Source organism: Bacillota bacterium, from assembly GCA_009711825.1.
Taxonomy (GTDB): Bacteria; Bacillota; Proteinivoracia; order UBA4975; family VEMY01; genus VEMY01.
Genome location: VEMY01000021.1, coordinates 26,204 through 45,930 on the forward strand (window position 1 = coordinate 26,204; position 19,727 = coordinate 45,930).

Below are 19,727 nucleotides of genomic sequence, written 5' to 3' on the forward strand. Positions count from 1 at the left end.
TTCGAGGGCGTTGGGGGTATCTTTTTGATATCACACAAAGTCAGGAGGAATTAACATATGGAGCCCTTGCTATATCTTGTTCCTGTGCTGGGCGTGGTTGCCCTTGTCTATGCCTATGTTTTAACCCAGCGGATATCCAAAGCTGAGGTCGGTACCGAACGGATGCAGGAATTGGCCAAAGCTATCAACGAAGGGGCTATGGCCTTTTTAAATCGTGAATATCGTAGCTTGGTTTTGTTCGTGATTGTTGTTGCCATCGGTCTGGTTTTTGCCATCGGCCTTGCGCAGCAGGATTACCTGGTTGGTTTCTATACTTCAATTTCATTCCTTGTGGGAGCGTTTTTCTCTGGTCTGGCCGGTAATATCGGTATGCGAATTGCGACCAAGGCCAACGCCAGAACCGCCCACGCTGCCCGCTCGGGCCTGAACCCGGCCCTATCCATCGCGTTTTCCGGTGGTGCTGTTATGGGTATGGCTGTTGTTGGTATGGGCTTGTTGGGAGTTGGCGTGCTCTACATAGTGTTCAGAGAGCCTGCCATCGTCAACGGTTTTGCCCTTGGCGCCAGTTCCATCGCGCTCTTTGGTCGAGTAGGTGGCGGTATCTACACCAAGGCCGCCGATGTAGGCGCCGACCTGGTTGGTAAAGTAGAAGCGGGTATTCCCGAAGATGACCCCCGTAACCCGGCAGTTATCGCTGATAATGTTGGCGACAACGTTGGCGATGTGGCGGGAATGGGCGCCGATCTCTTCGAATCATTTGTTGGTTCAATCATCGCAGCGATGACGCTGGCTGTTGTGGCATTCGTCAATGAGCCCGGCCCGGTTCTCCTGCCCATGATGTTGGCCGGCATGGGGATTATCGCTTCGATCACCGGGACCTTTTTTGTCAAAGTGAAAGAAGGAAAGAGTCCCAGCGCTGCTTTGGATCGAGGCACCTTGGTCAGCGGCGGTTTGCTCCTGGTGGCAGCATTTTTCCTGAATAACTGGCTCACTGGTTCGATTGGTTTCTTCTATGCAATTGTTGCCGGGTTTCTGGCCGGGTATGTTATCGGTCGGATTACTGAATATTACACTTCCGCCGATTTCAAACCGGTTCAGGGGATTGCCAACAGCTCTAAGACAGGTCCGGCTACCAATATCATCAGCGGCCTGGCGGTTGGAATGCGCAGCACCATGCTGCCGATCATTGTCATCGCAGTGGCGATTTTAGCTGCTTTCAATCTGGCGGCCGACGGAAACACCGCCTATGGTTTATACGGCATTGCCTTGGCTGCCGTGGGCATGCTGGCTACAGCCGGTATGACAATCTCTGTGGATGCATACGGTCCAATTGCTGATAACGCCGGTGGAATCGCAGAAATGGCAGAGCTGCCTGAATCTGTTCGCGAGGTTACCGATAAACTGGACGCCTTGGGCAACACCACTGCTGCTATTGGCAAGGGTTTTGCAATCGGTTCGGCAGCGTTGACGGCGCTTGCCCTGTTCTCTGCTTATACTCAGGCAGTCAATCTGGACACTATCGACCTTACTTCCGCTTCGGTAATCGCGGGGCTCTTGATTGGTGGCATGTTGCCCTTCCTGTTCTCTGCAATTACCATGGAAGCTGTGGGTAAGGCCGCGTTTCAAATGATCGAAGAAGTGCGGCGTCAATTCAAGGAAATCCCCGGTATCATGGAAGGCAAGGCTCGCCCCGATTACGCCCGTTGTGTTGATATCAGCACTGCAGCTGCGATTAGGGAAATGGTTTTGCCTGGGCTGTTGGCCGTGGTGGTACCTTTGGGCATCGGTATTGTCCTTGGACCCGAGGCCCTGGGCGGCCTGTTGGCCGGCGCCTTGGTCAGTGGTGTTTTGATGGCTATTTTCATGGCCAATGCCGGTGGCGCCTGGGATAACGCCAAAAAGTATGTTGAAGGCGGCGCTTATGGCGGCAAGGGCACCGATGTGCATGCGGCGACCGTAGTCGGCGATACCGTCGGCGATCCTTTGAAGGATACTTCCGGGCCGTCAATCAATATTTTGATTAAGTTGATGACCATTGTTTCTTTGGTGTTTGCGCCACTCTTCCTGTATATTGCTGATAAATTCTAATGATCCCCCCGGATGTCAATCCGGGGGTTTTTCAATTCAGTTAAAACTGGGTCGTTCTATTGTCTAAACTTCTCTGCCGGGGTATAATTATTTGAAGAGGAGGAATGGACATGTATGTCGCCGGACATCTGTTGGCGCCCTACCTCTTGCAGGGAGGGAAAACCGGCTGCCTGTTGATTCATGGCTTCAGCGGTTCACCGCTGAATATGCGACCCCTGGGGGAATACCTAGCCAATCATGGGTATACCGTGCGCGGAATGGTTTTGCCCGGCCACTGTACAGAGCCAAAATCTATGGTTCGTTATACGTGGCAAGATTGGCTGGCCGCGGTGGAAGCAGAAGCGACTGCTCTGGCCAAGAGCTGTTCTCATCTCTGGCTAATTGGGTTCTCTATGGGTGGGGTTTTGGCTGGAATTGCCGCCGGACATTTGCCGGTGGCGGGCTATGTCAGTATTGCGGCGCCAATTTGGCCCCGTGCCCGACTCACCCATTGGGCTTTTATTCTGAAACACTTTCGCCGTTATGTCTCTATGGGCAGCAGACGCGAATTTGAGCTGCCATCCTGGCGTTATGATATGGCACCGGTCTCCAGTGTAGACCAGCTAATGCGCATGATTCGAACTTTTCGCCGGGAACTGCCGCAGGTGAAGGTGCCTGCCCTGGTTGTTCAGGGGGATAATGACAAAACCATCATGCCCAAAAGCGCTTCATACATCTACGAGAACTTGGGGTCCCGGTGCAAACAGATTATGTGGATACCGGGCGGCGGTCATCTTTTACTAGTTGACAAGCAGCGTGCAGAAGTTTGTGCAGGGGTCGAAAGATTCATACGCAATCAAATGGGAGGTCTGGAAGATGATTGAAATTACCCGCGCCGGCGATAACGACCGGCAGATTGTCGAAGAGATTGGCAAACACTATGACCCGAGTTTTATTAATCACGTCTACAACACCTGGGAGGAACGCGGAGGTCTGTACATAGCCCGCCGGGAAGGTCGCACCGTCGGTTTTTGCGGGCTTGTATTTCCTGCTCCAACCGAAGCACAGATACTGGGGATTCGGTTGCTTCCGGATTTTCAACGGGAGGATGTCGGTCGCCAATTTGTTATCGGGTTGATACAGGTTGCCCAGGAAAAGGGTTGCAATACAGTGCGGATGTTGACTTCCACAGAGAACTGGGAGACCCAGGCAGCTTTGCAGCGCAATTTAAACTTTGTCCGTCGCGGAACCTGGGCCGTGGCATACAGGGAAGAGATGCGGTCTGAGCTTTGCGACTCCCGCCAATCCCTTGAGCCGGCATCACCTGAAATTCTAGATGATATCTGGCAATACTTGCAATACAGCATGACCTACCGGCATAGCGAAGGCCTAATCTTTAACAATGGCTATACGTACCGGCAATTTTCCAAGGCCTATTTAAATCAGTTGTTGGAACAGGGCCGGGTGTATGCATGTGATTCCGGCGGGGTAATCACCGGTGTGATTATCGCCCACTGCCAAGACGATACTATGCATCTGCATTATGTAGACGCCCAGCCAACTGTGGTTAAGGACTTGTTGCTTGGAATTCTCGCCCGGCACTGTGAATGCAAATGCAATTACCTGACAGCGGCTGTACCTACTGACTCGTACCGGGAGATTCGTCCGCTCTTGGAGCAGGTTGTCAAAGAGCATGCGCCTGATTATTGGTTGGTTATGGAAAAGGAAGTTTCTCCCCTGGCCTTGCCCCGGGACTGATTGTCCCGGGTTGTTTTCTTCTATATACGCAGAAAGAGTGATGCAGATGTCTGAAGCAACTGAACAGCAGCGGTTGTTGGGGTTGAATCCCGCATCGCTGTACAAGGATATTTGGAAATTATCCTGGCCGGTTATGCTGGGTACTGGTTTGCATATGGGGTTCAATTTGGCCGATGTGGCTTGGATCAGCCGCCTCGGCGCCCTGCAGGTGGCAATTCCCGCTTTGGCGGGTTCTGTTTTATGGCTGTTTATGTCCCTTTCAGAGGCCATTAGCATCGGCACTGTAGCGATGATTTCACGCTTTGAAGGGGCAGGAAAACGAGGTTTGATGTCCCATGTGGTTATTCATAGTTTTTGGCTGTCTCTAGCCATGGCGGCAGTTGTTGGCGGTTTAGGCGTAATTTTCGCCGAGCCGTTGCTTTTGCTGTTTACCGACGATTTAGTCACACTTGCGGGAGCGGTACCCTATATGCAGATAACCGCCGCCGGCCTTGTTTTTACTTTTGCTACGGTATCCATCAGCGCCAGTCTCAATGGCATTGGCGATACGAAGACTCCGATGCTGGTGATGATGGGCACCAATGCTTTGAATATTATTCTTGACCCGCTTTTTATTTTTGGCTGGTTGGGGTTTCCCGCTCTGGGGGTACAGGGTGCTGCCTGGGCAACATTCATATCCAACGCAATATCGGTAGTTATCCTCTTGTTCCTGCTTTTCCGTCGTCGGGAATTAAATGTTCGTTCACTGTTGGCGCCCTTTAACTTTTCGATTGTCAACAATATACTTGGAATCGGGATTCCAGCTTGTCTCCAATCGGCCGCCCGCTCTGCTACCGGCACTGTTATGTTCTGGTTGGTGATGAACGGGTACGGACCAGCGGCCGGTGCGGCCTTTGGGGCCGGTCAGCGGATAGTAGGGCTGATTTTTGTGTTTCTCAGCGGACTCAGTGTGGCTGCAACTACGTTGATTGGTCAGATCCTTGGGTTGGGAGACAAAAGTCTTGCTATGCTGGCATCTCGACGCTTAATTATTCTCGGTATCTGGGTGCAAGTGGCTATCGGTTTTGCCTATATAGTGTTGGCTTCGCCGGTCACGCGTTTATTGTTGGCTGATGACCCCCAGGCGCTGGCATCCGGAATCAGCTATGTGCGAATTATTGGTATCGGGCTGATGTTGGGTGCCAGCACAGGTGTCGTTGGCGGCGTTTTCAAAGGCGCCGGCTATACAATGCCGACATTTGTAGCGGGCACTGTTGCCAACTGGTTGATTAAAATACCGATTGCCATGGCTGGCAGTCTCTGGCTCAATTGGCCGGTGGAAGCCATATGGTGGGCGATTTCGCTCTCCGTTGTGGTAGAATGGTGGTTGCTTTTCGTTTGGCTGCGCCGTGGCAGCTGGCTTGAACGGGAAATTGTTGTTCAAAGTGCTTAAATACCCGGTTTGCGCGCCGGTGGAAAAATATGTTACAATGGCGACCAAGGAGGTTTGACATGGAACGAGCTCAAGCGCTAGCGCATCTTAAGAAACATGTAAAAAACAAGAACCTGCTGAAACACATGTATGCTGTGGAAGCAGTTATGCGAGTCTTGGCCCGGAAGCTGGGGGGCGACGAGGAAAAGTGGGCCTTGGCAGGATTGCTGCATGACATCGATTACGACCAAACCGCAGACAAACCGGAAGAACACAGTCTTGTAGGAGCCCAGTTGCTGACGGACCTTGGCGTCGATGCGGATATTGCCCAAGCTGTCCGTGTGCATAATGACATCCATGGACTACCCCGCCAGTCACTTCTGGACAGCGCACTGTATGTTTCCGATCCGCTTACGGGACTGATTGTCGCGGCGGCCTTGATCCATCCGGACAAAAAATTGGCAGCCATCAACACCGAATTTATTCTCAATCGGTTTGGGGAAAAGCAGTTTGCCAGAGGCGCAAACCGGGAGCAGATCGCTAGATGCAAGGAAGAGTTGGGGATTGAACTGGAGGAGTTTGTCAGTTTAGCCCACAACGCAATGCTCTCAATCAGCGACCAGCTGGGATTGTAAATATTAAAGAGGGCTGAGTGATCAGCCCTCGTGCTTATACAGTGTATTTCGTTGTCTTTGCCCAATTCAACAGCTTGCGCTGGGGGTCAATTTCAATCTCGGTGACCCTTGACGGGCTGCTGATCAAAAACGGTTCGTTGCTGATTGTAAATTTCTTCAGTTCTTTGGAGCCGTCTTCGGAAATCAGTTGCATTTCCACCTCATTCTGCCAGCGAAGCTTGCCTCTGTTTACCAGCGAAAAAACCAGCTGCCACTGACCGTTTTCATCAGTAAATGTGCGGGGCGCGTCAAGTTCTAGTATCAGCTTTCTTGACGAAACTACCCATTCATGATAGAGATGGTCAAAATTTGTTCCGGCCTTTTGCGCCAGCAGGGAGAAAAAGACTTTGGCTTCAGGCGCTGTTCTGTCATGCTGGGAAAAGACTTCTTGGATCAAAGGATAAAATTGATTGCCCAGGGCACAATGCACTATACGCATTAACCAACTGCCTTTGCTCAGCAACCAATCGGGAAGTGAGGGAAAGCGGCTGCAGGCTGAGTGAATTGACCCAGCGTATTTAGCGTTCAGCTTTGCTTCAGCCATTATCTGATTGCGAACTTCAACGCCATACTCCGCTTCAACCAGCATCCAACTGGTGTATTCAGCTAGGGCTGTGAGATACCAGGTATCGGCCGGGTTCTGACTGGGCAATGCTGCTTCCAGCCATCGCCTGCCCAGTTCCCGGGCGGCCATTCGAAATAAAACGATTTGCTTTTCCCGGGTGTTTTTTTCGGTGGTCTCCCGGGCAAGCAAGCCAGAGCTGATTGTATTAAGCTGAGTGGAAACATGCGCTTCTGGTCGCTCTTGCTCTATAATAATCAGGGTGCATTCTCCGGCGGGATGCTCACCCAGCAACTGCTTGAGGTGTTCGACTATTTTCTCGCCGGAATTGGCCAGTGAGCGCGCTTGATTTACCAGAGGACGGGGATAATAAACTGCAAGCCCCTTTCGCTCGGTCCGGTTGAACTGCCCAGCGACAATGTGCAACCCGCTGCCGGGGACGCCGCTCGCCCAATGCGTCTGATAGCGGGTATCAAGGCGTTTCTCCTCGGCCATGTTGCCGGTTGCAATAATCCGCATCGGACCGGGCGTTATGACTGTAATATTTGCTGTGTATTTCTGTATTCCGGGCACAGCCGGGTACCAATTGCTTTCGGGAGGAAGCTCACAGAGCTCGGTGTTTATGCAACCTCGGGAATCAGAGGGTTTCAGCGCGCCGGTATATGTAAACGTAAGCGTTAGCTTTTCTCCGATGTCCGCTTTTCTGGGAAGCTTGATTTTCAGCAGATTCTGTTGTCCTGAAAGCTTACGTTTTTTAAAAATAAGGGGCAGTCCAAGATAACAAACGGTCTCCACTTCACAGAAGTCACCCAGCACAAAGTAGAAATCTGAACAATTCTTTTCCGCTGTCAGCAATACCGATGCATGGCAGCGCAAGCGCCCGGTGGGGGGAGAAAAAGTGATTTCAATTTCATAATGACTGATTTGTTGTGTAAAACTATTGTTGGCGGTAAATAACGACATAATAATACCCCCTGTAAAATTGCTACTTTTTACATAGTTCGCTTAAGCATGTTTTTTTCCTTCGTAATAATCATAAAAAGAGGTGAAATTTTGAAAGAAAAAATTTTAGAGTTTATGCGTAAAAATGCATATAAGCCGTTGACCCATCCGGAGTTAATCGCTGCCTTTGATATAAAAGATTCAGAGAGCAACAAGTTTGTACAATTGCTCAATGAAATGGAACGTACTGGCGAGGTCATTCGTACCCGTTGGGACCGTTATGGGGTTCCTGAGCGCATGAATCTTATCGTTGGACGTTTGCAAGGACATGCCAAAGGTTTTGGATTTGTGATACCCGATCAGCCTGATACAGAAGATTTATATATCAATGCCGCTGATACCAACGGTGCTCTTCATAATGACCGGGTTGTTGCGAGATTGCATTCCAAGCGCTCCGGCTCCCGTGCCGAGGGTGAAATAATCCGTATTCTGGAGCGGGCCAACTCAACCGTTGTCGGCACGTTCGAGAAAGGCAAAAAATTCGGATTCGTCCGCCCCGATGATAAACGGATTGGACAGGATATCTTCGTAGCAAAGGAAGATTTCAGCGGCGCAGCCGATCAGGAAAAAGTGGTTATTGAGATTACCAGCTGGCCGGAAGGGCGGCGCAATGCCGAAGGGCGGATTATTCAACGCCTGGGCCATAAGGACACGCCGGGTACCGACATCTTGTCAATTATTTATAAGCATCGCCTGCCTCTGGAGTTTCCCCAAGAAGTTCTGGACGAGGCGGAGCAGGTCCCTGAGATAATTGCAGATAAAGATTTGGTCGGACGCACAGATTTTCGTGACCAGCAAATCGTTACTATTGACGGCGAAGATGCCAAGGATTTGGATGACGCTGTCAGTGTTACAAAATTGCCCGAGGGCTACCGCCTGGGAGTGCATATTGCAGACGTTTCTCACTATGTTCGCCCCGGCAGTAAAATAGACAAAGAAGCGGAAGCCCGGGGAACCAGTGTCTATTTGGTGGACCGAGTGATTCCAATGCTGCCCGAGAAACTCTCCAACGGCATTTGCAGTCTAAATCCACGACAGGACCGACTAACCGTCAGTCTGATCATGGATATCGACAGCTCCGGTAATGTGATTAATTACGAGCTGTGCAAGGGCGTTATCCGCACTGCAGAACGTATGACCTATACAGCGATTTATAAGATTCTCAAAGAGGAAGACCCGGAGTTAATCACTAAGTACCAGCCGCTGGTGGAACAATTCAGACTGATGGAGGAACTGGCGTTACTTTTGGGGCAACGTCGGGAAAAGCGAGGCGCCATTGATTTTGACTTTACTGAATCAAAAGTGGAAATTGGCGATAATGGTCAGCCGGTTGCAATTGTCCCCCGGCCGCGCACAATTGCCGAGCGTATCATCGAAGAGTTTATGTTGATTGCCAATGAAACCGTGGCGGAACACTTTCAACATCTAGGGAAACCCTTTATCTACCGTAACCACGAGAAGCCGGCAGGTGAAAAGATTCAGGAACTGAATGAGTTCGTGCATAATTTTGGCTATCACATCAAGGGATCGTATGATGATATCCACCCTAAGGCGCTGCAACAGCTTCTGCGCAATGTTGAAGGTCAACCGCATCAGCGGCTTATCAACACAATTACATTGCGGTCAATGAAGCAGGCCCGGTATGCCGACAAAAATATTGGTCATTTCGGCCTTTCGGCAAAGTTCTATACCCACTTTACATCGCCGATCCGGCGCTACCCCGACTTGCTCGTCCATCGGTTCATTAGCTATTATCTGGGGGTGCAGCCTTCTAAGGCAGGACGCATCCAGATCAAAAAGCTGCATGAACTGGCAGACCATTGTTCCAGGCGGGAGCGCCAGGCAGAAGAAGCTGAACGGGAAACAGTGGACATGAAAAAGGTCGAGTACATGGAGCAATATTTGGGCGAGGCCTTTGACGGGATAATTTCTGGAGTCACAGCCTTTGGTCTATTTGTGGAGTTGAAAAACAGCGTAGAGGGGTTTGTGCATATAAGCAATATGCATGATGATTACTATCACTTTAATGAAAAACTCTACAGCTTGATTGGCGAACGCAAGCGCAAGGTATACCGACTTGCGGACCCGGTGAAGGTGAAGCTGATTAAAGTTAATAAGGAGGAGCGGACTTTAGACTTTCTGCTCTTAAATAGTTAAGCGGCCGGGCGGCCGCTTAACTATCTGATAGGAGGTTTAATTTTTTTAGTTGTGTTTGCCCAACCCATTCCCTTTCCAGGACATGAGTATGTTCGGTACCCAAATAAATTCTTGATTCATCCCTGCTAATATTCTCGAGAGTATCTGGAACAAATACTGGTATGGTGTTGCTTAAATCGTTGGCGATATTTTTCGTTGTGCTGGAGAGTATTTGCTTGCGGATACATTACTGTGTTGTTAGTTTAGCATTTGATTGAAATGACTGTTTTTGTGTTAGAATCAGGGATGTATCTCTGGAGCAGCTGTTTAGCCCTCCCAGAGTCTGTTTTCAGTTATCATGGCATCCCTCCCGTTGCTTGTTACTACAATATGCTGACAGCGAGAATTTTTTTTGGGGGTAATTATGTTACATTTTTGTTACAAGAAAAGCAAAAATATCCCAAAATCATATTGACCGTCCTGGGTAAGTGTGCTAAACTAAAAGTGCCCAATGTTATACCCATTAACCCTTTACCCGGACACACGGTCACCCAGCCGTGTGTCTCCCAATTTAAGAGGTGGTTTTTTTTATGGATGAAATTAAGGTAATTGCCGAAAATCGTAAAGCCAGGCATGATTATCATATTGAAGATACACTTGAAGCCGGCATCGCGTTACAGGGGACAGAAGTAAAATCTGTACGTGGTCGGAAAGTAAATATACGGGATAGTTTTGCCCGGGTGGAGAATAACGAAGTATACTTGCATAGCATGCACATCAGCCCTTATGAACAGGGCAATCGGTTTAATCACGATCCCCTGCGCACCCGTAAATTATTATTGCACAAGTCGGAGATTAAGCGTCTGATTGGCGTCAGCAGGGAAAAGGGCTATGCCCTGATTCCATTACGGCTGTACTTTCGCCGTGGACGGGTCAAGGTTGAGCTGGCGGTAGCCCGGGGCAAGAAGCTATATGACAAGCGCCAGGATCTTGCGGAGCGTTCTGCAAAACGGGAAATGGAACGTGCCTTTCGGGACAACCAGAAATATTAGAGCAGCCGTTCACGGCTGTTTTTCATTTGTAGTAACGGCTTCATTTTGTTACTATATCAGAGAAAGGAGGATTTCTATGGAATATCGCAAACTAGGTAAAGCAGGAGTGAAGCTCAGTGCCATCGGCCTCGGCAGTTGGCTTACGTACGGCGGCACTGTTGAGGACCAAACCGCCGAGGCTTGTATCGACAAGGCGTATGCATCGGGTATCAACTTTTTTGACACTGCCAATGTATACCGTCATGGAGAAGCGGAGGTTGTGGTCGGCAGGGCGTTAAAAAAATATCCCCGGGATTCATTTGTCCTGGCCACTAAAGCTTTCTGGCCCATGGGAGATGGACCAAATGACCGCGGGTTATCCCGTAAGCATATTTTTGAGCAGGTCCATGCATCATTGAAGCGCTTACAGGTCGATTATATCGACCTCTGGCAGTGCCACCGCTTTGACCCGGAAACACCAATAGAAGAAACCCTTCGGGCGATTGACGATTTGATTACTCAGGGGAAAATTCTTTACGCTGGTGTCAGCGAGTGGTCAGCGCTTCAGATTCAACAGGCGCTGCATCTAGCCAGAAAATACAATCTTGATCCAATTGTCTCCAACCAGCCCCAGTACAGCATGCTGGAGCGTTATATTGAACCGGAAATCATTCCCCTGTGCGAAAGGGAAGGTGTTGGCCAGGTGGTCTGGTCTCCACTGGCGCAGGGCGTGCTTACAGGAAAATATAAACCGGGTCAGCAGCCACCGGTTGGCAGCAGGGCCGCTGAAGGAAAAGTCAGCAGTTCTTTTGCCAAGCTGCTGACGGATACTAATTTGAAGAAGGTCCAAGAACTGCAAAGCGTTGCCAACAGTCTGGACTGTTCATTGCCGCAGCTGGCGCTGGCGTGGATTCTGCGACAGCCCAATGTCACCAGTTGTATCATTGGCGCCAGCCGTCCTGAGCAAATTGAAGAAAATATCGGGGCTTTACAGGTCAAGCTCACTGACGATACCCTCACTGAGATAGAGGAAATCCTGTCCGGAGATGCTTAGTCTCAAGGAAAAAACACTGATTATCAAATTGTTGAAAAGAGAGCGCCGGCGCTTGTTTGTTTCCGCGGAAACCAGGGCGGTTGTTAAGTCCGCCCTGGCGAAGCTGGAACAGAATATGCGGAATATCAAAGTCAATAAATTGGACAAGGAGCGCTGGTAGCAATGCTGAACTTCTTTGCACTGGTTGTGGCCGCGGTTACAGTTTTCTGGTTTGATCGTGCTGAGAAAGGCGGGTTTTCTGATAATCTGCTCTACTTTGTTTTGGGAATAGTCCCCTTGCGTTTTGCGGGCTGGCTGCTTCCGCTGGGACTACCCACCGCGCTGATGTTAATACTTGCCCGGGCACAGAACAAAAAACAGAAACTCGCCTTTGTGCTGGTTGGCGCTCTTGTCGGCTGGTATGTTTTTACTTACCTCCGGCCACCCGGCGCCTGACCAATTTAAATAAAACCGGTACGGTGTACCGGCTTAATAGAGCACGTTCAATGAGGTCAGGAACCATGTTCCCAGCAAGGCAAAGCCTAGGAATAATAACACGCCTAGTAATACCGAGATGTCCAGATAATAGTGTTTAGTCCGCTGCTTGCGAAAGATAGCGGCAATTAGCAAAATACCTGCTGCAATGAGTGATACTAATAGAAACACAATAAGTAATCTGAGACCGCCCGAACTGGCGGCAGGATAAGCGGTTAATAGTAATAGTGAATACACACAGACACCCCCTGTAAAAGTTTATTCCCGTTTTGAATAATAAATTACCGGGACATGCAGGGGTATGAGGGGGAATAATATGAAGCTAGCTTTGAAAGACCCTATTAGCGGTTTGACCCATTTTGTGGGGGCGTTGTTGGCCGTTGCGGGTTTAGTGCTGCTTGTTGTCTTCGGCTATATGGAGGGAACGGCTTGGCATGTAGTGTCCTTTGCAATCTTTGGCGCCAGCATGATTTTACTTTACACCGCCAGTACTCTCTACCATTGGCTGCCCCTGGGAGAGAAAGGTAGTGCCATCATGCGCCGGATTGACCATATGATGATTTATGTGTTGATTGCCGGGACTTATACGCCGGTATGTCTGGTGGCAATAAGGGGCGGTTGGGGATGGAGCTTGTTCGGCAGCATTTGGGGGTTGGCAATTGCCGGGATTGTGCTGAAGATTTTTTGGCTGGACGCCCCGCGCTGGCTTGCGACCTCTTTCTATCTGTTCATGGGCTGGTTGGCCGTCGTCGCCTTTTATCCTCTGATTCATTCTGTTCCCATCGGCGGCATCTTCTGGCTTGTATTTGGAGGTATTCTATACAGCATCGGCGCAGTGATTTACGCCGTGAAAAAGCCTAACCTACATCGTCATTTCGGGTTCCATGAAATATTTCATCTGTTTGTGATGGCCGGTAGTTTCAGCCACTTTCTGTTGATGTGGCGCTACATCCTCAAATTATAAAATAGGCGCCTGCAGGCGCCTATGCACTTTTTGTGGTTTGTTTCCGGAAGCGGGAAGCTGCGTGCCGGTTGGTGCCCCAAACTCCTGCAAGGATGGCAACGGCGCCAAGGGCATGGTACCAGTAAAATGCCTCGCCTCTAAACAATACCCCGGCGGTGATTGCAATGACAGTTACTAAATTGGCAAAGACTGAGCTTTGGGCCGCTGTGAGCTTACTGAGGCTAAAGTTAATCAGGAAGAAAGCAAGCACAGAGGAAAGGCCGCCAAGATAGAGAACTGCTGGCCAGATTAGTGGTAACGGTGTTAAGTATGCCGATAAATTGCCCCCGATAAGATGCTGGATGATTGCTATGGTGTTAAATGTAACAGCGCCAATCAACATCATCACCCATGTTATTTGAACAGGTGTATATTTTGCTGAAGCGCGTCTGGATGTTATGTTGTAGCAGGCGCCGGCTAAGACCGCGCCCAATAGGGCAAGGGTTCCCAGCGGATTGGCATCAACATTACTTTGGTTGTCCATGGTTGTTATGAAGATCACGCCGGCAACCGATGTGAGGATAAACAAGGTTTGGATGCGGCTGGGGCGTTCCCCTAGGAATGTGGCGGCAAGAATCGCTACAAAGATGGGGATTACTGCAATCATCATGCCGGCATAGGAAGCGGAAGTGAGCAGCACGCCGGTGGTCTCAGCGGAAAAATAGATCAGGGGTTGAAAAATGGCCAGGGGCAGCAAGTCTTTGTAAATTTGCGGCGGGGTCGAAATCTTAATGAGACCCGTCAAGCGCAAAAGCGTGAAAAAGGTGATTGCCATCGCGAAGCGCAGACCGAGAAGATGAAAAGGGGCAAGATGTTCCAGAGCGCCCCGGGTGAACATGAACGATAAACCAAAAATACTGGCGAAGCCAATGCCCGCCAGATATGGCGCATATTGTTTCATAGCAGTCCATCCTTTATAATAGTGTCGATAAAAGTATACACCAGACTCAAGATACTGGGAAGGGAAGAAGTGCAATGAATTATTTGGATTTTAACGAAATCAACAATTGGTTGTCACAGGAACCGGAATTAACATATACGTTACGACAGCAATTGTTCTTTGAACAACTGGGAACCGGAACAAAGATTCTTTATCGCCCCAACGCATTGGTAATGACAGATTGGGCGCTGCGTTTCTATGGTGAAGCGGACGACCTCGATCAGCTCTTGGCCCAGCTGCCATCCCAGAAAAAATATCATTTTTTTGGGGTCCCTGTGGACAACCTTCCGCAAGTCGAAAAACATTTTCAGGATATCGAAATTGAAGAGGATTGTGGCGTCTACACATTGGTAAAAGAAGATTTTGCTGCCCACCAGGTTGAGACCCTGGACAGTCTCACCCAGGCTGATGCCGAATTTGTCAATGAGCATTGGACCTACCGTTCCGATGATAGTCTGCCTTTTTTTCAGGACATCATCAACCGTTTTCCCAGCAGTGCCATTCGGGTGGATGGCCAGTTGGCCGGTTGGTCGGTATGTTATAATGCGACCGATGACTTTGTTAATCTGGGTTCGCTGAAAGTACTGCCCCAGTATAGAAAACGGGGTTTTGGACGCAAACTGGCTTTAGACCTTGCAGCGAAGGTCCTGGAAACAGGCAAAATACCGCTTGTCCATATTCTCGATGACAATATCGCATCTCGAACGTTATCCACCGGTATTGGATTTAAATTGCATCCTAAAAAAATTTTTTGGGGTGTTGGCATAAAGCGGTAGCATAATTTTTATGGAATCGAATAAACTATATCAGTACGGAGATACTGCGCTAGCCCTTGGGCCGGCTGCAGTTGGCCCGCCGGCTTGTTCCGGCGGGTCTTAGCGTACCCAGGCAATAATCGGGTATGGAGTTATATGAACTTCAATGAAAGCAGCGACGACGATAAGGGCGGCGGCGATCGGTAGCAATGGCCGCCAAACTTGTCGGTGCTCCACCACTCTGCTGCCTACGAAACAAGCAAGCGCTAAACCTGTGAGCTCAAATATGCCATGGGGTATAACATAGGCAAGAGTAAGACTGATGCCTATTTCGTTGACTGCGGCGCCAACACCTAAACCGATGCCTAACAAATGTGTCAAGAATACTAACCAAGGCGCAATAAAGGCAAATTGACGGCCTGCCAGCCGAAGCACAATAATGCCCGCTGTAGAATACACCAGTAAAACTACCCAGTTATTGAGAATCACATCAATAGTCACCAGTATTCCTCCCCTATAAGTTTAAGGAGAAATACCTACTGGATATTCTGGAAAAATAATCTAACAGTTTATACTTGATTTTGATTTTCCGTCAAAAAGATGTTATAATAATTGTCCAGGCCATTTAGCCTGCTTGAATCCGGGGGCGTACTGGATTCGACGGGGGTTTGAAATGGCAGAAGGAGCGAGCCGAGGGCCAGGGCCTCGTTAAAAACTGGAAACGGCTTTAACTGCCAACGATAACTACGCTTTCGCTGCTTAGATAAAGCAGCCGTCCTGTCTGTCTCCTGTCTGCGGGGACTGATAAGGGCGACGCTAATGCAGGCTACCAACAACACCTGTCTCCGGTGTTTGCGGGAAATTTAGGGAGACTTGTCGAAGCGGATTCGGTCCCTGGAAGCCGCGGCTGACGAAACTAATGCAGGGACTGCGCTCGGAGATACTTCTGTTGTTTGACCTTCGGACGCGGGTTCGACTCCCGCCGCCTCCACCAATCAGTTCAAATCCGAACCTTTTTGTTACTGATAAAGTGTTTGGTGTAGTTATAATGGCTAAGTAAACACGTAAAGCCCTCCTCCGTAACTGGAAGAGGGCTTTTTCTTTAATCCTTTATATATTCTTGTCCAATCGTTGCAGGCATTGCGCTAACTAGTAACTTCCTGGGACTGGCACACCATTGGTAATCTAATCTTTACACTTTGACACAGATCTAAGCAGCGACAAAGAAATATCCAGAGCTCTGTATGCTGAAATAATTGCAACAGTAAAGATAAAAACCCAAATAAGACTAAAAAGAGACCCGTTTGGAAGTTTTATAGCTTGCAATCCTACCGAAACAATAATAAGTAAGAACAGCAACCTGATTGAACCCCAAATATAACCCAGCACAGGTTCAAGCTTTCCTATTTCTTTCATAAATGATACTGCCTTGCTTTGTGTGGTCAACAGAATACCAGCTAAAGTCCCTAAAAAGCCTATAAAAATGGCTGCCACGGTTGTTATCTCAGATAAAAAAACCGTTATTATATTCGTGCTAAGATTAAAAAAATAAGAACACATCGCCGAGATGGACGCAAATATCCAGGGATACCACTTTTCCCAGATCGCTTCAGTTTTACCTGAGATCACTCAACAGCACCTCCTCTACGGGTATGATTACCCTGCGTGGTAATAAGCCATATCTTCTTGTTTGGCAAGATAAGCCAGTTTTACCGCTTCTTCTAAGGAATGCATTTTTAATTCACGGTCCTCTAGCGACACATCAATAACAACCTTTAACCTGTCTTTAAGAAGGTCAAGCGGATACAAAACATCGTCATCATTTTCTCTTCCTGAAACCACTAATCTTTCAATGGTTTGTTCCTCTCGAGGTATGCTTCTTATCTTTGCGAAAATATTATTAAGTATATCATGAGTATGTCTAGTTCGCCCCATACTTAACGTAACTGTAATAGATTTAGCATTGTAATCGCCAGCCATTTGACTTGCTGATTTAAGAGATGTGTGTTCATATGCTTCTGGTGAACGAGGTTGTACAACCTTAAGCAGTATGTTGGTGATTGAATTAAACCTGTTCAATTTTGCGATTGTATCCCTTGCTAAGTACATATTTGCTTCAAGTGTTTGCCCCGTTACTGTTTGAACTAAATGCAAAAAGCTCCCGATTCTCATGCCGTTGTTATTGCGCTGAATAACAAGTGTGTTATTTTCTGGCGCAAATAGAAAAGATGTGAGGCTTGCAACACCTTCATCATCGGCAAGACCTAATGGCTGGATGCCGGGGTTGTTAATTTTCGCTTTGGGTGGCAACGCAATAGCATTAACGAGCGCTCCTGTCCCAATGTGGTACCCGTCTTCATCTACCGTATAATTTTCCAATCTGATTTTGTATCGTCTGTAGGTAACAGTAGATTGACTTCTCGATAATCGCTGAAACACATTTCCAATGTCCGCTCCGTTTGGTGAAACTAGCTGAAAAAATTCAAAGGTAACAGCTTTTGAACTCAAGTAACCCCCTCCTTTGTTAAAATATTCGTCATAAATGAAATAATTTCCTTCTTATTAAGAAAAAAGCCCTCCCGCGCGGTTAAAAGCGAGAGAGGGCCTTTTCTTTAGCTATGCTCTTTACTTAGTTCCTGGCGTTCAGCCCACTTTACAAGCTCGTTAAAAACCTTTTGGACGATTGCCCCGAAAGCATCTTCGCTGATGAAAAATCTAAGCCAACCAGGCATATACTTATATCCATTTTTCTTAACCCATACGGCTTTATCTTTTCCGGATACAAGAACCTTTGCCTGGGCCTGTTCTTCAGCTACAAAGATTAGGCTGACAATCTTTTTCTTGAGTGACTGCCAATCTAGAATTGCCCAAACGATTCCGGCGATGAAGAGAACCAGCAATCCCCACCAGTTCAATACAAACTCCAACATTTAATTTTCCTCCTTTCCAACCATTTTGCAGGCGTCGGTGTAATCAATGTTGTTCTGCTTGGCAACAACAACTGTCAGCACAGTAACGGTTTTTTCCAGGCTCCGGATTGCAGGCTCCAGTTTCGTCAACAGATAGAAAGTGATAACGATCGGGAATCCCACTGTGCCCAGGGCGTTCATCCATGGGTCCATCTGGCCACGTCCTTTCAGCAACTTACTGCTTAATCAAGTCCTTTACATGCATCGCGGCCGTTACAGCTTTATCAAGGCCAATTACTACGCGATCCCCCCGCACCTCAATCACATCGTAAACAGTGGTATACACAAAAGCGGCCAAACCTCCGCCAGTGTAGGTCTTGGCCCCTTTTTTGACTCTTACTTTGTCTCCAACCCGCATTTCTTCGGGCTTCGCTTTGCCAGGCGTAGCAGGCTTGCCCGCCTTGGTAGTGATATAGACTTCATAGCCATCAGCTTTTAGCTTCTTGGCCAAGTTATCAGCGTTAGATTTAACGGCAAAAGCCCCGGTCTGGACTCGATACAGCAGCCCGCTTTTGACCATATACGCATCGTAGCCGTCGGCTTTTAGCCGATGAAACATGCTGTCGGCATTGGCCTTGACCGCGAAGGCTCCTACCTGGACGCGGAAGAGCTTGTCCCCATCCTCACCCGGCGCAACATACCTAACATCAAGGATGCCACAGATCACTTCTGCCTGAGCTTCTGCGAGAGCTTGGAGATTGCTTTCCTGCTTCAGCCACGCCTCATCTTGCCTGTTGTCATGGAACCCGGACTCAGCGATAAAAACATGCTTGCATCCCACAGCTACAGCATTCCTAATCACGCCATACCAATCAAGATTCGGCTGGCTGTCAGAATACCGGCGGGTTTTGGGGCCCCGGTCATTATTATCCATGAGTTTGGCAGCTGTTGCAGACAAAGCGGCTGCATGCTTCCTGTCACCTGGACGTTGCAGAGAATAGAACACTTCGCAGCCCCGAACGCTGCCGTTGAAGGCGTTCGAGTGTTCGCTGATGAAGAGATCGTAACCCCTGGCGGCTTTCCCGCGGTTGGCCACAGTCGGGTTTTCGTTCTCTTTACGAGTCAAACCAACCTTAACACCAGAACGCTCCAAGGCGGCTTTAAGGTGATTGCTCAGCGCCCACATACCTTGGTACTCGTAGTATCCGGTAGGGCCCCGGTTTGCGCTTCCGGGACCGTGTCCGGGGTCAATCATTACCTTTGCCACTGTTATCCTCTCCTTTATCTTTGTTTTGGCCGTCCTTAGCATTGGCCTTCAGATTGCCGTCCGGTTTGGGTTTTACCGGCACTTGCCTCCGGGGCTTTGGCTCCTCGGGGATAGGCTTATCCTGATCCGGCTGATCCTGCTTTTTTTCGATTTCGTGGGAGTTTGGTTCAATAGGCACTTGTCTCCGAGAATCAGGTTTGCCGTTGGACTTAGGCTTATCCTGATCCGGCTGCTCCTTTTTCTGCGCCTGCAGTTGACTGAGCGCCCTGGCGTGCTTCCTGTCCTCAGAAACCTGCCGGGCACTATCTTGCAGACGTAGCCCGGTGTGCATCAGTACTTCTGCCTGCACTGCCGGGTCAACATCCTTAAACTCGTAACACAATGCGCCCAAGCGTTTACGAAACACATCAATAGCTTCATAAGGGTCAACCCAGCGGGACTCTTGATTCGCCTCGTCAGGCTTCGGTTTTGGTTCTGCTTTAGCCATGTTATCCCTCCTCGATAATGACAGTGTTGTTTTCGGTCCGGACCACAAAGTTACGCGGCAATTCCTGGCCGTGGTCGTTTATAAATTCTTGCTCGGCCTCGGATATATCCGCATCCAGTTCGGCCAATCGCTCCTGGGTTTGCTCTCGGATTTTTCGGAGCTCCTGGATTCTTAGTGCTGCTTCTAACATTTTATTC

The 19,727-nt window shown here is 48.9% G+C and carries 22 protein-coding genes and 1 other RNA gene; 12 read left to right on the top strand and 11 right to left on the bottom strand.

Features of this window, described 5'->3' with window-relative positions; genetic code table 11:
• Positions 1-66: 66 nt before the first annotated feature.
• The 5 genes from FH749_07700 (at position 67) to FH749_07720 (ending at position 5,871) form a co-directional block, all read left to right on the top strand.
• Positions 67-2,088: a sodium-translocating pyrophosphatase gene (locus tag FH749_07700; protein ID MTI95359.1), complete on the top strand. Its 2,022-nt coding sequence runs from the start codon at positions 67-69 to the stop codon at positions 2,086-2,088.
• 104 nt (positions 2,089-2,192) lie between these two features.
• On the top strand, positions 2,193-2,951 hold the full coding sequence (locus FH749_07705; protein ID MTI95360.1) for an alpha/beta fold hydrolase: 759 nt from the start codon (positions 2,193-2,195) through the stop codon (positions 2,949-2,951).
• Complete coding sequence (locus FH749_07710) at positions 2,944-3,825, top strand: GNAT family N-acetyltransferase (protein MTI95361.1); 882 nt, start codon at positions 2,944-2,946, stop codon at positions 3,823-3,825. Before FH749_07705 ends, FH749_07710 begins: the two co-directional genes overlap by 8 nt.
• Positions 3,761-5,257, top strand: coding sequence for an MATE family efflux transporter (locus tag FH749_07715; GenBank protein MTI95362.1), 1,497 nt, complete (start codon positions 3,761-3,763; stop codon positions 5,255-5,257). The genes FH749_07710 and FH749_07715 overlap by 65 nt, the downstream gene beginning before the upstream one ends.
• A 59-nt stretch (positions 5,258-5,316) precedes the next feature.
• Positions 5,317-5,871: an HDIG domain-containing protein gene (locus tag FH749_07720; protein MTI95363.1), complete on the top strand. Its 555-nt coding sequence runs from the start codon at positions 5,317-5,319 to the stop codon at positions 5,869-5,871.
• Positions 5,872-5,905: 34 nt separating this feature from the next.
• Here FH749_07720 and FH749_07725 read toward each other — a convergent pair whose 3' ends face one another.
• Positions 5,906-7,435, bottom strand: a complete 1,530-nt coding sequence (locus tag FH749_07725; GenBank protein MTI95364.1) for a M1 family metallopeptidase — start codon at positions 7,433-7,435, stop codon at positions 5,906-5,908.
• A gap of 48 nt (positions 7,436-7,483) precedes the next feature.
• On the opposite strand from FH749_07725, the gene rnr reads away from it, so the two are divergent.
• The 4 genes from rnr (at position 7,484) to FH749_07745 (ending at position 12,130) form a co-directional block, all read left to right on the top strand.
• A complete protein-coding gene (gene rnr / locus FH749_07730; protein ID MTI95365.1) occupies positions 7,484-9,631 on the top strand; it encodes a ribonuclease R in 2,148 nt (715 codons plus the stop codon).
• 569 nt (positions 9,632-10,200) lie between these two features.
• A complete protein-coding gene (gene smpB, locus FH749_07735; GenBank protein ID MTI95366.1) occupies positions 10,201-10,662 on the top strand; it encodes an SsrA-binding protein SmpB in 462 nt (153 codons plus the stop codon).
• A 76-nt stretch (positions 10,663-10,738) separates the two neighbouring features.
• Positions 10,739-11,695, top strand: coding sequence for an aldo/keto reductase (locus FH749_07740; GenBank protein ID MTI95367.1), 957 nt, complete (start codon positions 10,739-10,741; stop codon positions 11,693-11,695).
• Between the two features lie 162 nt (positions 11,696-11,857).
• Complete coding sequence (locus FH749_07745; protein MTI95368.1) at positions 11,858-12,130, top strand: hypothetical protein; 273 nt, start codon at positions 11,858-11,860, stop codon at positions 12,128-12,130.
• A 33-nt stretch (positions 12,131-12,163) separates the two neighbouring features.
• Here FH749_07745 and FH749_07750 read toward each other — a convergent pair whose 3' ends face one another.
• Positions 12,164-12,406 carry a hypothetical protein gene (locus tag FH749_07750; GenBank protein MTI95369.1) on the bottom strand — a complete coding sequence of 81 codons (243 nt, stop codon included), beginning with the start codon at positions 12,404-12,406 and terminating at the stop codon, positions 12,164-12,166.
• A gap of 79 nt (positions 12,407-12,485) precedes the next feature.
• On the opposite strand from FH749_07750, the gene FH749_07755 reads away from it, so the two are divergent.
• Positions 12,486-13,133, top strand: a complete 648-nt coding sequence (locus FH749_07755; protein MTI95370.1) for a hemolysin III family protein — start codon at positions 12,486-12,488, stop codon at positions 13,131-13,133.
• A 19-nt stretch (positions 13,134-13,152) separates the two neighbouring features.
• On the opposite strand, the gene FH749_07760 is transcribed toward FH749_07755, so the two are convergent.
• Entirely contained in the window at positions 13,153-14,073 is a 921-nt protein-coding gene (locus FH749_07760; protein MTI95371.1) for a DMT family transporter, read from the bottom strand.
• 74 nt (positions 14,074-14,147) lie between these two features.
• Between FH749_07760 and FH749_07765 the strand changes: the two genes are divergently transcribed.
• Complete coding sequence (locus tag FH749_07765; GenBank protein MTI95372.1) at positions 14,148-14,888, top strand: GNAT family N-acetyltransferase; 741 nt, start codon at positions 14,148-14,150, stop codon at positions 14,886-14,888.
• A 99-nt stretch (positions 14,889-14,987) separates the two neighbouring features.
• On the opposite strand, the gene FH749_07770 is transcribed toward FH749_07765, so the two are convergent.
• A complete protein-coding gene (locus FH749_07770) occupies positions 14,988-15,374 on the bottom strand; it encodes a hypothetical protein (GenBank protein MTI95373.1) in 387 nt (128 codons plus the stop codon).
• Between the two features lie 135 nt (positions 15,375-15,509).
• On the opposite strand from FH749_07770, the gene ssrA reads away from it, so the two are divergent.
• Positions 15,510-15,861: a transfer-messenger RNA gene (gene ssrA, locus FH749_07775) on the top strand.
• A 191-nt stretch (positions 15,862-16,052) separates the two neighbouring features.
• On the opposite strand, the gene FH749_07780 is transcribed toward ssrA, so the two are convergent.
• The 7 genes from FH749_07780 to FH749_07810 form a co-directional block, all read right to left on the bottom strand.
• Entirely contained in the window at positions 16,053-16,496 is a 444-nt protein-coding gene (locus FH749_07780) for a hypothetical protein (GenBank protein ID MTI95374.1), read from the bottom strand.
• Between the two features lie 27 nt (positions 16,497-16,523).
• Entirely contained in the window at positions 16,524-17,375 is an 852-nt protein-coding gene (locus FH749_07785) for a hypothetical protein (protein ID MTI95375.1), read from the bottom strand.
• A gap of 104 nt (positions 17,376-17,479) precedes the next feature.
• Positions 17,480-17,797 (bottom strand): hypothetical protein, encoded by a 318-nt coding sequence (locus FH749_07790; GenBank protein MTI95376.1) that lies wholly within the window; start codon positions 17,795-17,797, stop codon positions 17,480-17,482.
• Entirely contained in the window at positions 17,798-17,989 is a 192-nt protein-coding gene (locus FH749_07795) for a YvrJ family protein (protein ID MTI95377.1), read from the bottom strand.
• 22 nt (positions 17,990-18,011) lie between these two features.
• On the bottom strand, positions 18,012-19,085 hold the full coding sequence (locus tag FH749_07800; GenBank protein ID MTI95378.1) for an N-acetylmuramoyl-L-alanine amidase: 1,074 nt from the start codon (positions 19,083-19,085) through the stop codon (positions 18,012-18,014).
• Complete coding sequence (locus FH749_07805) at positions 19,024-19,530, bottom strand: hypothetical protein (GenBank protein ID MTI95379.1); 507 nt, start codon at positions 19,528-19,530, stop codon at positions 19,024-19,026. Before FH749_07805 ends, FH749_07800 begins: the two co-directional genes overlap by 62 nt.
• A gap of 1 nt (position 19,531) precedes the next feature.
• Positions 19,532-19,720, bottom strand: a complete 189-nt coding sequence (locus FH749_07810) for a hypothetical protein (GenBank protein ID MTI95380.1) — start codon at positions 19,718-19,720, stop codon at positions 19,532-19,534.
• Positions 19,721-19,727 lie beyond the last annotated feature (7 nt).